This is a genomic window from Nocardia sp. NPDC058518, assembly GCF_042719655.1.
In the GTDB taxonomy this organism is placed as follows: domain Bacteria; phylum Actinomycetota; class Actinomycetes; order Mycobacteriales; family Mycobacteriaceae; genus Nocardia.
Map to the genome: position 1 here is coordinate 182859 of NZ_JBHXNJ010000015.1, position 12919 is coordinate 195777.

A 12919-nucleotide genomic window follows, 5' to 3' on the forward strand; every position below is an offset into this window, starting at 1 on the left:
CTGCGTCGGCCCGACCGGTTGGTCTCAGCGGTGGGGAAGTGGAAGCGGCCCAGCTCGTTTGATCCAGTCGGCGACGACCTCGGTGTGCACCCGATTCACCCCGGGTAGTGCGCCGATGCTGTCGGCGAGATAGTTGTGTAGCGCTTCGGCGTCGGTGAGTTCGAGGATCGCCAAAACGGTGCCTTCGCCTGTCGTGGTGGCGGCGAAGGCGACCTCGGCGTGGGTGCCGAGGGCTTCGGTGACGGTCCGCAAGGACGCGGGACGAACATCGAGCCGACAGATCACGTCGATGCTGCGGCCGTACAGCTTGGGATCAACTTCGACTTCGAACATCAAAACGCCGTGGGCGGTGAGCTCGGTGATCCGGCGGCGCACGGTCGATTCCGCAATGCCCGACGCTCGAGCGAGTCGCGCGACGCTCATCCTCCCGTCGGTGGCCAGCAGCGCCAGCAGGCGCTGGTCATCGCGGGTGTGCAGGGGTGTGGGCTGTGCGGGGTGATGGGGCTCGCGCAGCGCGTGCTGTTCCTCCGGGGTGAGGGCTTGGAGCCGACCCGGCCACCCGCCGACACCTGCGACAGGGGCGAGCAGCCGTTGGGCCGTCACGGCGCCGACGTGCGGCATTCGCCGGAGCTGGGCGAGCATGTCGAAGTCGGTCGACGTGGTCCGCAGGATGCAGAACAGTCCGCCGGTGCCTGCCAGCGAGGCGATCCAGGAGGTATCCGCGCGGGCGGCCAGCGTGCGGGCGACCGCGTCGACCGAGGCCGGTGCCGGGGTGAGCTGGATGATCCAGTCCGCCCGGTCCGGCCGGTCGTGGCGGGAGATACCGACGACGCGCAGGATCAGCTGCGAACGCAACCGGTGATAGCGGCGGGAGACACCACGCTCCGACATTCCGAGTACGGCGCCGATACGGGCGAACGAAGCGCGGGGACCGAGTTGCAGCGCGTGCAGCACCCGCCGGTCATCGGCATCGAGGCTGACTGATTCCACCACAAGCGGTCACTCTAGCGGCCGTATCAACCATCAAGGTGCCACATGAACGACGATCTTCCGCGCACTGAGCACAGTGGGTTCGTGGCCCACCGACGGGTCGCCCGGCGCCGCCGGACTGCTCGATTCCGAGGAGAAGAACCCGTGCTGACAGTTCTGCCCATCCGTTACGTTGCCGACGTGGCGGTCTCGCGCCGCTTCTACGAAGGCCTCGGGCTCACCTATCGCGCCGACAGCAGCGTCGCCGTCTGGGCACAGCTCGACGCGGCCGCGGGCGCGGTCGGTGTCCACGATGCCGCTGTCTCGAAGGGCCGGGCGCCCGGGACGGTCGAGCTCGGCTTCTCCACCGACGAGCCACTGGAGGACGTCGCCGCGCGGCTGGCGGCCGGCGGCTACGACTACACCCTCGTCGAGGAGGACTTCGGTCGCAGCATCCGGGTCACCGATCCCGACGGCGTCGTGATCCAGATCCAGGAGATCGACCCCGAGACCGTTCGCCGCTCGCAAGCCCTGCTCTGAAACCGAATCGCCCGTGTGGCCCGGTGCCATCGTGCGGCACCGGGCACGGCACTCGTTCGGCGATGCGGTGGGAGGGGCGCTAGGTCCGTGGGGTCCAGACGCCGGTGGCCGCCGCGGCTTCGGCGAACTCGCTGAAATCGCGCGGTGCACGGCCGAGCGCGCGCTGCACACCGTCGGCGGTCGCGGTGTTGCGGCCGTCGAGGATGGTGCCGAAGAGGTAGACGAGCAGGGTCGACATCTCCTCGGGCAGCTGGTATTCGCCCAGTGCCGCAACGAATTCCGAGTGTGAGATCGGGATGAAGGCGATCTCCCGGCCGGTGGCGGTCGCGATCTCGCCCACCGCGTCGGCGAAGGACAGCGCCCGTGCACCGGTGACCTCGTAGATCTCGCCGGCATGACGAGGATCGGTGAGCGCGGCGACGGCAACCTCGGCGATGTCGTCGGCGTGCGCGAACGGTTCCGGTACGTCACCGTTGGGCAGGGCGACCGCGCCCGCCAGCACGTCGTCGAGGAATGCGCCCTCGCTGAAGTTCTGCGCGAAGAAGCTGCACCGCACGACTGTCCAGTTCAGGCCCGAACCCTCCACGATCAGTTCGCATTCGCGCGCCTCCGGCTCGCCGCGACCCGACACCAGCACGACCGATCGCACGCCGGCCGACCGTGCGGCCGCGCTGAACGCGCGAATGGTGTCCGCTGCCCCGGGAACAGCGAGATCCGGCTGGTAGGACAGGTAGATCGAGTCGACACCGGCCAGGACCGGCGCCCAGGTGGACCGTTCGGTCCAGTCGAACGGGATCGTCGCGGCGCGCGAGCCGAGGCGGACCGGGTGCCCAGCGGCCTCGAGCAGTGCCGCGACGCGGCTGCCGGTTTTGCCTGTGGCGCCGGTGACGAGGAAAAGCTGCTGGTGGGAAGCGTTTTTTGTCATGACACAAGTACATCGGCCGGACGCCGAGGGCAACATAGTCGTGTCGCTCGCGAGCATGCGCCGTCGTCTACGTGTGAAAACCTCCGCCTTGAATTTGCCGAGGACGACACAGCGGCGGTTGCGAAGCCCGCAACCGCCGCTGTGTGTGATGTCGAGCTGGAACTCAGTCGGCGATGCGGTGGGTTCCGTCGCGGACGGTGCCGACGAACTCTTCGATCAGATCCTCCAGCGCGACCACACCGACGGTGTTGCCGCGGCTGTCGACCACCCGGCCCAGATGGCTGCTGGTGCGGCGCAATCGGGCCAGCGCTTCGTACAGCGGAGTCCCGGTGCTCACGGTGGGCAGCGGGCGGATGTCGGTGCGGGGGATGACGGTGTCCGGGCCCGCGTTGTCGTCGGCGACCTCGTCGAGGACGTCCTTGATGTGCAGGTAGCCCACCAGGGAGCCGTCGGAGGCGCGGACCGGGTAGCGGGAGAACCCGGTCTCGGAGACCGCGGCCTCCACCTCTCCGAGGGTGGTTCCGCTGCCGATCAGCGGCACCGATCTGGCCTGGGCCAACGGCACCATCACATCGCCGACGACCTGGTCGGAGGTGCCGAGGGCCTGGGTGAGCCTGCGGTGTTCCTCCTCGTCGAGGAGTCCCTCGGAGCGGGACTCGCCGATCATCTCGGCCAGCTCCACCGTCGATACGGTGGCGTCGAGTTCGTCCTTCGGCTCGATCCGGAACATCCGCAGCGTCATGTTCGCGGCGAGGTTGTACAGCGCGATCAGCGGCCGGGCGATCCGCAACCACATCAGGTGGATCGGCACCAGCAGCAGCGCCGAGCGTTCCGGACCGGCCAGGGCGATGTTCTTCGGCACCATCTCGCCGAGCAGGATGTGCAGGATCACCACGATGGTCAGCGCGAGCGCGAAACCCACCGGGTGCAGCAATTGATCCGGCAGACCGAGCAATTCGAACGGGCGCTCGATCAGGTGCGCGATCGCGGGCTCGCCGACACGGCCGAGCAGGATCGAGCAGATGGTGATGCCGAGCTGGGCCGCGGCCAGCATCATCGACAGGTTCTCGCCTGCTTCGATCACCGTCTGCGCCTTCTTCTTCCCCTGTGCGACAAGGGCTTCGAGGCGGTCACGGCGGGCCGAGATGAGCGCGAACTCGGCGGCGACGAAGAACGCGTTGCCCGCAAGGAGCACGACGGTCAGGAAGATTCCGAACAGGTCACCCATGAGTGTGCTCCCGTGCCGAGAGGTTGGCCGCGTCGACGGGGATCAACCGCACCCGGTCGATGCGCCGTCCGTCCATGCGTTCCACCCTGGCGACCCAGCCGCCACCGGAACCGCGGGATGCGGGCAGCACCACTTCGTCGGCGGTCACCGGGATGCGGCCGAGCTGGGTCAGTACCAGCCCGCCGAGGGTTTCGTACTCGCCCTCTGGCGCGTCGTAGCCCGTCGCGCGCGACACCTCGTCGATGCGCATCAGACCCGAGCAGTCCCAGCCGTCGGAGACCCGGCGCACATCGCGTTCCTCCTCGTCGTGCTCGTCGCGCACGTCGCCGAGGATCTCCTCGATCAGGTCCTCCATGGTCACCATGCCCGCGGTGCCGCCGTATTCGTCGACAACCAGTGCCACCTGCATGCCGTCGGCGCGCACTCGCTCCAGGACCTCGTCGCCGTCCAGGCTGGCGGGCACGATCGGCACCGCGACGGCCAGCTCGCTGAGCGGGATCTGCTTGCGCAACTCGCCCGGATGGGTGAACGCCTGCTTGACGTGCACCACACCGAGAGTGTTGTCGAGGTCGCCGTCGATCACCGGGAACCGGGAGTAGCCGGTGCGCGCCGAGGCGGCGATGAGGTCGGCGATGGTGTCGTCGCGGTCCAGCGATTCGACCTTCACCCGCGGTGTCATCAGATCCTCGGCACTGCGTTCGCCGAATTCCAGCGAGCGGTCCATCACCAGCGCGGTGCGCTGATCCATCGCGCCACGCATGGCGGAGGTGCGTACCAGCGAACCGAGTTCCTGGGGCGAGCGGGCCGAGCGCAGTTCCTCGGCGGGTTCGATGCCCAGCCTGCGGACCACCCAGTTGGCGGAACCGTTGAGAAAACGGATGAGCCATTTGAACAGGGCCGAGAACCCGACCATCGGGCCCGCGGTGAGCCGGGCCACCATCATCGGCTCGGCGATGGCGATGTTCTTCGGTACCAGCTCGCCGTAGATCATCGACAGCGATGTGGCGATGATCAGGGCCAGCGCCAATGCGATGCCGTGCGAGGCACTTTCGCTCAAACCGATGCCGCTCAGCAGCGGATCGAGCAGGCGGGCGAGCACGGGTTCGGCGATGAAGCCGGTGATCAGGGTCGTGATGGTGATACCGAGCTGGGCGCCGGAGAGCTGGAACGACAGGGTGTGATGGGCCTGTTTCACCAGCCGTGACCGGGTGTCACCCTCGCGGGCGGCCGCTTCGACGGTGCTGCGTTCCAGTGCGGTGAGGGAGAACTCGGCGGCGACGAACAGTGCCGTTCCGAGGGTGAGAGCGATGAAGCCGAGCAGGCTGAGCACGGTCAGAACGATGGACATCCTCAGCACCACCCGAGTGGTGCGGCAGGGAAACCGGGAGATCGAACAGACGCTGCGGAAAGGAGGACGCCGGGTTTGTCACCCGGCTCCGTAGAGGAGCCCTCCTGTGTGGCGCCCTTGGACGCGGGTGACAACTGGATCCTTTCGAGGCGGGGGTAGAGCATGTGCCGTGGTCGGCAACCCCATAGTAATCCGTGCCCACCCATGAGGTGTCGGCGGCGGGCGCCGGACACGGCAACGGCGGCCGATCGAAGGATTCGATCGGCCGCCGTGTGCGGGGTTCACCAGCCGCTTGGCAGTGGCCTGCCTTCGGCGAAGCCCGCGGCGGACTGCACGCCGAGCACGGCCTTGTCGTGGAATTCCGGCAGTGAGCGAGCACCGGCGTAGGTGCACGAGCTGCGCACACCCGAGCAGATGTGGTCGATGAGGTCCTCGACGCCGGGGCGCTCGGGGTCCAGACGCATCCGGGAGCTGGAGATACCCTCTTCGAACAGCGCCTTGCGGGCGCGGTCGAAGCTGCTGTCGGCGGCGGTGCGGGCGGCGACGGCGCGCTTGGACGCCATGCCGAAGCTCTCCTTGTACTTGTTGCCGTCGCGGTCGATGCGCAGGTCGCCGGGGGACTCGTAGGTGCCGGCGAACCAGGAGCCGATCATCACGTTCGAGGCACCGGCGGCCAGTGCGAGGGCCACGTCGCGGGGGTGCCGAACGCCACCGTCGGCCCAGACGTGCACGCCGAGTTCCTTTGCCGCGGCGGCACATTCGGCCACCGCAGAGAACTGTGGGCGACCGACGCCGGTCATCATGCGGGTGGTGCACATGGCGCCGGGGCCGACACCGACCTTGATGATGGTCGCGCCCGCCGCGGCCAGATCGCGGGTGCCTTCGGCGGAGACCACGTTGCCGGCGACCAGGGGCAGGCCGAGCCCGAGATCGGCGACGGTGCGCAATGATTCGAGCATTTTGGTCTGGTGGCCGTGCGCGGTGTCGAGGACGAGCACGTCGGCGCCCGCCTCGGCCAGTGCCTTCGCCTTGGCGGCGACGTCACCGTTGATGCCAACGGCGGCGGCGACGCGCAGCTTGCCGCCGCCGTCGACCGCGGGGGTGTAGATGCCGGCGCGGACGGTGCCGGTGCGGGTCATCACGCCCGCGAGGGTGCCGTCGGTGTTGGTGAGCACCGCGAGCTGGGCGTGGTCTTCGGCGAGGCGGTCGAAGATGTCGCGCGGGGACGCCTCGACGGGCACCTGGACGAAGTCGGTGAACGCCACCTCGCGCAGGCGCGCGAACCGGTCGACATCAGCGCAGGCGGCCTCGGTGACCACACCGACCGGCTTGCCGCCCTCGACGACCACGACCGCACCGTGCGCGCGCTTGTGCATCAGCGCCATGGCATCGGACACCGAACGATCCGGGTCGAGGGTGACCGGGGTATCGGCGGTGAGCGAGCGGCTCTTGACGAACGCGATGGTGTCGGCGGCGGCCGGGATCGGCAGATCCTGGGGGAGCACCACGATGCCGCCGCGGCGAGCGACGGTCTCGGCCATCCGCTTGCCCGCGACCGCGGTCATGTTCGCGACCACGAGGGGGATGGTGGTGCCGGACCCGTCGACGCTGGCCAGGTCCACATCGAACCGGGACGCGACATCGGTCCGGTTCGGGACCAGGAAGAGGTCGTCGTAGGTCAGGTCGTACGGCGGCTGGGGTCCCGGAAGAAATCGCACTTGATTGATAGTAGCCCTGTGAGCACCGCAGCGTGGGAATCCCGGCAGCGGGTCAGCGCGCCGGCTCGTCGGTGACCGCTCTGGTGTGGCACAGCGCCACCGTCGCCGCGCACATCACCAGGACGCAGGCGCCCACGACGACCAGGCCGAAACCGTCGGTGCGCAAGTGCTCGTCGAGGGCGGTGAGACCGAGGAACGCGGCGGCCATGGGTTCGGCGATGGTGGCCGCGGGCAGCGAGGCAGACAGGGGTCCGGCCTGGAACGCGCGCTGTTGCAGGTACACGCCGAGCAGTCCGGCGGCCACCAGCGTCCAGGTCTGCCACCCGCCGAGCACCGCGCCGATCCCGTCGCCGAAGAGGGTGACCACGCGATCGGTGAGTGCCGCGGCCATCCCGAACAGGGCACCACCGGCGAGACCGAGTGCGAGCGCCTGTCCCGATCGGCTGGCGATCAGCAGTCCGGTGACGGTCGCGGCCACGATGACCCCGAGCAGAATCGCCAAGGGCACCAACCACTCCCGGAAGGGCGCTGTGTCCTCGCCCGCTGTCGGATCGCCCACGATCAGGAACAGCGCGAGCGCCGCGACGAGGACCAGTGCGGTCGTGGCGGCACGTGCGGTGATCCGTTTCCCGTTCAGCCGCGCGGACAGCGGCAGCGCGAAGACCAAGGCGCTCACCAGAATCGGTTGCACCACCAGCACCGCGCCGAAGGCAAGCGCGAGAACCTGCATCGCGTAACCACCGACATCGCCGACGATCCCGGACCACCAGCGTGGGCTGCGGAGCAGGCCGCCCAGCAGGGACGCGCCTTCGGGCACGGCCGCGGCCGCGCGCTGCTGTGCCACGGCACCCAGCGCGATCAACATGGCCGCGATCAGCGCGCACACGATGGTGGCGATCTCATGGTTCGTCACGGGCTCAGTGTGCGGGATCCGGGCCTTGTCGGCGCTGATCTGGGGACGGGAAGTCGCCGTGTTCGGGAACCCGGAAAAAGACGCGGGGGGGGGGGGGGGGCGGGGGGGGGGGGGGCGCCGAAGAAGAGTTGTGGGGGGGGGGGGGGGGGGGGGCGGCGGGGGGGGCGCGCGGCCGGCGGGCGCGCGGGCGCCCTGTGCCCCCCCCCCACCACGCCCCGCGCCCGCACACCCGCCCCCCCCCCCCCCCGCCATAACTCAGTTTGCCGTGCGGTTGCGGTGGACCGCGGGAGACGCCGGACGCGCGGCGCGACGACGAGAATTCGTCGGCGTGTCGCCACTGCGGGCGTGTCCACCGGCCCCCGCGGGCTTACGAGTACGCGACTCGTGCGCCGGACGCTCGCGGCGCGGAGCCCCACCACGTCCAGCCTCGGCGGCAGGTGCGCCACCGGTGCGCGGACGACGGGTACGCCCGCTACCGGCCGCCGACCTGGCCGGCTGCGCGGGTGCCACGGGGGCGGCCAGTGCGATGCCGCTGGGCTTGCGGGCACCGGTGATCTCCACCAGGTTCCGGTCGCCGGGGCGCACGTCGACACCGTCGGTCCGCACGCCCGCCTTGCGGGTCATCGCGGCGACGTCCTTGCGCTCCTCGTCGGTGACGAGCGTGACCACGACACCGTCCTCACCGGCGCGCGCGGTGCGGCCCGCGCGGTGCAGGTAGGCCTTGTGCTCGGCGGGCGGGTCGAAGTGCACGACCAGCGAGACGCCGTCGATGTGGATGCCGCGCGCGGCGACGTCGGTGGTGACCAGCACCGGAACAGACCCGTCGGCGAAGGCCGCCAGGGTGCGCACGCGGTTGTTCTGGGCCTTGCCGCCGTGCAGCGAGCCCGCGTCGACACCGGCGCCGCGCAGCTGCTTGGCCAGGCGGTCGGCCCCGTGCTTGGTGCGCACGAACATGATGGTCAGGCCCTCACGCGCGGCGATCTCGGTGGCAACGGTGCGCTTGATGTTCTTGTCGCGCACGTAGAGCAGGTGGTGGGTCATGGTGCTGACCGACGCCTCGGCGGGCGCGGTCGAGTGGGTCACCGGGGCGTTCATGTAGCGCTTGACGAGCTTGTCCACGTCACCGTCGAGGGTGGCCGAGAACAGCAGGCGCTGACCTTGCTTCGGGGTGCGGTCGAGCAGGCGGGTGACCTGGGGCAGGAAGCCCATGTCGGCCATGTGGTCGGCCTCGTCGAGCGCGGTGATCGTCACATCCGACAGGTCGGCGTTGCGCTGCTTGATCAGGTCGTCGAGACGGCCGGGGGTCGCGATGAGCAGGTCGACGCCGCGCGCGAGGCGATCGGCCTGGCGCTTGATCGGCGCTCCACCGACGACGGAGGCCACGCGCAGGCCCAGCGAGCGGGCTGCCTCTTCGAGGGCCTTCTCGATCTGGGTCGCGAGTTCGCGGGTCGGCACCAGCACGAGGCCGCGCGGGCGGCCCGGCTTGGAGGGGGAGCCCTGGGCCAGACGGGTCAGCATCGGCAGGCCGAAGGCCAGGGTCTTGCCCGAGCCGGTCGGGCCGCGACCGAGCACGTCGCGCCCGGCGAGGGCGTCGCCGATCGTGGCGGCCTGGATGGGGAAGGGCTTGTCGATGCCCGCGTTGCGCAGGGTCTGCACCAGTTCGACCGGAAGGCCTAGTTCGGCGAAGGTCGGTTCATTGGGCACGGCAGAGTTGGTCAAGGTGGCCTTTCGTTGGGCTGCGAATCGCGCCGAACGATGATCGGCGCCGATTACCCGAATACGCGCCTCGGCGTGGACGGGGTGCGGCCCAGCAGGAAGGACCGGTCTCCCAGGATAGGCGTGTTCCGCCGCTGTTGGGTAAACAGGCTGGTCAGGCGAGCGGTTGTGGCAATGTCTGTTTCGCCGCGAATCAGCGAGCGGCTTCGCGGTCGCCACGCGGGAAACGTGGAGCAGCGGTGGCGGGGGATCGCCAGGTCAGCCGTGGAAGAGCCGGTTGAGTTCCTGCAGCCACGGCACCGCGACGGCCAGCGTCGGCACGACCAGAATCGCGGCCGAGCCGAGGTAGGCGGCGGTGGCGACTCTCACGTCTCCGGTGCTGCTCGCGAGCCGCTGGATGCGGATCAGCGTGCTCGGTCCGCCCGCGGCGAGCGCGCCCTGCGGTGCGGTGGATTTGGCGCAGGCGATCAGGGCGCGGGCGAGGGGCTTCGGGCCGGTGACCTTCACGGCGGAGTCGTCGGCGAGCAGTTCGATCAGCAGTTTCACCTGGCCGAGCGCGGCCTTGCTGCGGACCACCCGGGGAAAGGCCTCGTGGACGGCGGTGAACGCCTCGAGCACCAGATCGTGGCGTGCGCGCAGATGCGAGCGTTCGTGGCTCACGATGGCGGTGACCTCGGAGTCGTCGAGGCTGGTCAGCGTGCCTTCGCTGATCACGACCCGCTGCCGTAGGCCCGGCAGGCAGTAGGCGATGGGTTCGGTCGCGGCCAGCACCCGGATATCGGCGGCGCGGCGCACCGGGCCGCTCTGATCGAGCAGGTCGACCAGCATGCGATGGCGGGAACGGCGGCGCCGGGTGTGCACGCCGACGCGCACGATGGAGAACATCAACCGGGCGCCGACCATCAAGGTCAGCGCGAAGACCAGCACATACACCGTCCACAGCGGCAGACCGAGCGCGTCGATCTCCTTGGTGGGCGAGGTGGTCGGCCTACCGTCGGGGCCGGGGACCAGCAGCAAGCTGGCGATGGCCAGCCCGGATCCGAAGGCGCTGAGCACGGCGGCCAGCGCGATCGCCTGCCACAACACCAGGGCCGCGCGCGGGCTGCGGTGCACCCAGGTAGCGCGACTGAGCAGCGCTGGTACCGGCCCTGCGAGAAGCAAGGCGAGACCAGCAAAGACTGCCGCGGTTGCGTTCATCGACTCTGCTCACTGCGTTGTGGGGCAAGGGGCACTCACCCCATTGTGAGAGCCGCCAGGGAGTCTAGCCGCTGTTTTCGTCGGATTCGAGCTTGGCGAGCGCCTCGCGCAGTGCATCGGCTTCGTCCTTGCCGACCTGCTCCACGAAGTGCACCAGCGCCGCGGCGCGGCTACCTGCGGCGTCGGCCTGTTGCAAGGCGTCGACCATCAGGCTCGCGACCAGTTCGTCGCGGCTGTGAACCGGTGCGTATCGATGCGCGCGATCGTCGCGTCGCTGTACGACCAGATCCTTTTTCGCCAGTCGCTGGAGCACCGTCATCACCGTGGTGTACGCGAGCTCGCGCCGCGCGGCCAGCGCTTCGTGGACCTGCCGCACCGTTAGTGGCTCATCGGCCGACCACAACTGGTCCATGACCGCTTTTTCGAGTTCGCCAAGACCTGCCATCCCACCGATTTTACGGCCTCAACGACAAACATGCGTACTACAGATTGTCGTAACGGGGTGTTTGCTGTGTGTCATTCGTCATAGTCGACCGCGCCGCGCACATGCCGGGTCCCGATCGGGACGATCATCGGCCGCCCCGAGACCGGATCCGTGAGCACCGTGGCCTCGAGCCCGAACACCTCGGCCAGCAGTTCGGCAGTGACGATGTCGGCCGGTTTGCCCCGCGCGACGATCTTGCCCGCGCGCATCACCACGAGCTCGTCGCTGTAGCGGATGGCGAGGTTGAGATCGTGCAGCACCATCACCACCGTGCGCCCGTACTCGGCGTGCAGCCGGTCGACGAGGTCGAGGACCTCGAGCGAGTGCGCGAGATCGAGATAGGTGGTCGGCTCGTCCAGGAGCAGGATGTCGGTGCCCTGGGCCAGCGCCATCGAGATCCAGGCACGCTGACGCTGGCCGCCGGAGAGTTCGTCGAGGGTGCGGTCGGCCAGGTCGGCGATGCCGGTCTGGGCCAGCGCGGCGGCGACCTCGGTCTCGTCGTCGGCCGACCACTGCCGCAACCAGGACTGATGCGGATGACGTCCGCGCGCGACCAGGTCGGCGACGGTGAGCCCTTCGGGCGCGACCGGGGTCTGCGGCAGCATCCCGACCACCCTGGCCACGTCCTTGGTCTTCATCGACGAGATGGCCTTGCCGTCGAGCACCACCTGGCCCGCCCGTGGGCGCAGCAGCCTGCCGAGTGACTTCAGCAGGGTCGACTTGCCGCAGCCGTTGGGGCCGATGACGGTGGTGACCACGCCGGGGGCGATGTCGAGGCTGAGCTCGTCGACGATCACCCGCTCGCCGTAGCCGAGGGAGACGGCGTCGGCCGCGAGGCGGTGGGCGGGGCTGGTCATGAGAGCGTGGCCTTCCGGTTCATGCGGACGAGCAGGTAGAGCAGGAATGGTCCACCGAGCGCCGCTGTGACGATACCGACCGGCAGATCGACGGGAAGCAGTGCGCGAGAGATGATGTCGGCGCCCGCCACCAGCGCCGCGCCCGTCAGTGCCGACGCGATCAGCGGTTCGCCCGGGGTCCGCAGCGCCATCCGGGCGATCTGCGGCGCGGCGAGCGCGACGAATCCGACCGGCCCGACGGCCGCGGTCGCCACCGAGGCCGCCACCACCGACGCCCCGATGAGCAGCGCCTGCTGTGACTGGATTCGCACACCGAGCACCCTGGTCGACTCTTCGCCCAGACGCAGCGCGGCCAGCGTCCGCGCGGAGACCAGCGACACGACGGTCACGACCGTCAGCGCGAGCACGGCGGGGACGACCCGAGACATGTCCGCCGAGTTCAGCGACCCGTTCAGCCAGATCTGGGCCCGCGCGGCGTCGGTGAGGGTGGCCCGGGTGAGCAGCCAGCTGATCACCGACATGAGCACCGCGTTCACGCCGATGCCGATGAGGACCAGACGGAATCCGGTGACACCACGGTCGCCGCCGCGTCCTCGGCCCCAGGCCAGGAGATAGATGACAACGGCGGTGAGCAGCCCACCGGCGAGCGCGGCGAACGGAGCGCCGACGGTCGCGATCAACCCGGTCGTCGTGCCACCGCTGCCGACCAGCACCGCGACCGCTCCCACGCTGGCGCCGGTGGTGATGCCGAGGACATCCGGCCCGGCCAGGGGATTGTGCAGGATCGATTGCATCAGCGCGCCGGAGAGCCCGAGCGCGGCGCCGACCACCACTGCTGTGAGCGCTCGCGGCAGCCGCGATTCGATGATGATGAAGCGCTGGGAGCGGGACCCGCCGCCGCCGAGCACATCGAGGACGCGTCCGAGGGGGATATGGGTGTCGCCGACGGCGATGTCGAGGCAGAACAGCACGAACACCGCCACAGCCAGCGCCAGCACGACACCGAGCATCACCGGGCGCAGCA

At 69.6% G+C, this 12919-nt stretch carries 12 protein-coding genes; 1 reads left to right on the top strand and 11 read right to left on the bottom strand.

What is annotated here, in order from left to right; genetic code table 11:
- Positions 1-24: 24 nt before the first annotated feature.
- Positions 25-993: an Lrp/AsnC family transcriptional regulator gene (locus tag ACFWPX_RS24515; protein WP_378929322.1), complete on the bottom strand. Its 969-nt coding sequence runs from the start codon at positions 991-993 to the stop codon at positions 25-27.
- Positions 994-1134: 141 nt separating this feature from the next.
- Here ACFWPX_RS24515 and ACFWPX_RS24520 point away from each other — a divergent pair, with 141 nt between their 5' ends.
- Positions 1135-1509: a VOC family protein gene (locus ACFWPX_RS24520; RefSeq protein ID WP_378912876.1), complete on the top strand. Its 375-nt coding sequence runs from the start codon at positions 1135-1137 to the stop codon at positions 1507-1509.
- Positions 1510-1588: 79 nt separating this feature from the next.
- Here the strand turns inward: ACFWPX_RS24520 and ACFWPX_RS24525 are convergent, their stop codons facing one another.
- From ACFWPX_RS24525 to ACFWPX_RS24570, 10 genes are all read right to left on the bottom strand, one after another.
- Positions 1589-2434, bottom strand: a complete 846-nt coding sequence (locus ACFWPX_RS24525; protein ID WP_378929324.1) for an NAD(P)H-binding protein — start codon at positions 2432-2434, stop codon at positions 1589-1591.
- A 163-nt stretch (positions 2435-2597) separates the two neighbouring features.
- On the bottom strand, positions 2598-3662 hold the full coding sequence (locus ACFWPX_RS24530; RefSeq protein ID WP_378929326.1) for a hemolysin family protein: 1065 nt from the start codon (positions 3660-3662) through the stop codon (positions 2598-2600).
- Positions 3655-5010, bottom strand: coding sequence for a hemolysin family protein (locus ACFWPX_RS24535; RefSeq protein ID WP_378912873.1), 1356 nt, complete (start codon positions 5008-5010; stop codon positions 3655-3657). The genes ACFWPX_RS24530 and ACFWPX_RS24535 overlap by 8 nt, the downstream gene beginning before the upstream one ends.
- Positions 5011-5291: 281 nt before the next feature.
- Positions 5292-6728, bottom strand: a complete 1437-nt coding sequence (locus ACFWPX_RS24540; RefSeq protein ID WP_378929328.1) for a GuaB1 family IMP dehydrogenase-related protein — start codon at positions 6726-6728, stop codon at positions 5292-5294.
- Between the two features lie 52 nt (positions 6729-6780).
- Positions 6781-7641 carry a DMT family transporter gene (locus ACFWPX_RS24545; protein WP_378912871.1) on the bottom strand — a complete coding sequence of 287 codons (861 nt, stop codon included), beginning with the start codon at positions 7639-7641 and terminating at the stop codon, positions 6781-6783.
- A gap of 255 nt (positions 7642-7896) precedes the next feature.
- Positions 7897-9360 (bottom strand): DEAD/DEAH box helicase, encoded by a 1464-nt coding sequence (locus tag ACFWPX_RS24550; RefSeq protein WP_378929330.1) that lies wholly within the window; start codon positions 9358-9360, stop codon positions 7897-7899.
- Positions 9361-9615: 255 nt separating this feature from the next.
- Positions 9616-10554 carry a M56 family metallopeptidase gene (locus ACFWPX_RS24555; protein ID WP_378912869.1) on the bottom strand — a complete coding sequence of 313 codons (939 nt, stop codon included), beginning with the start codon at positions 10552-10554 and terminating at the stop codon, positions 9616-9618.
- Between the two features lie 64 nt (positions 10555-10618).
- On the bottom strand, positions 10619-11008 hold the full coding sequence (locus ACFWPX_RS24560; RefSeq protein WP_279537543.1) for a BlaI/MecI/CopY family transcriptional regulator: 390 nt from the start codon (positions 11006-11008) through the stop codon (positions 10619-10621).
- A 62-nt stretch (positions 11009-11070) separates the two neighbouring features.
- Positions 11071-11895: an ABC transporter ATP-binding protein gene (locus tag ACFWPX_RS24565; RefSeq protein ID WP_378929334.1), complete on the bottom strand. Its 825-nt coding sequence runs from the start codon at positions 11893-11895 to the stop codon at positions 11071-11073.
- A complete protein-coding gene (locus tag ACFWPX_RS24570; protein ID WP_378913146.1) occupies positions 11892-12905 on the bottom strand; it encodes a FecCD family ABC transporter permease in 1014 nt (337 codons plus the stop codon). The genes ACFWPX_RS24565 and ACFWPX_RS24570 overlap by 4 nt, the downstream gene beginning before the upstream one ends.
- Positions 12906-12919: the final 14 nt, after the last annotated feature.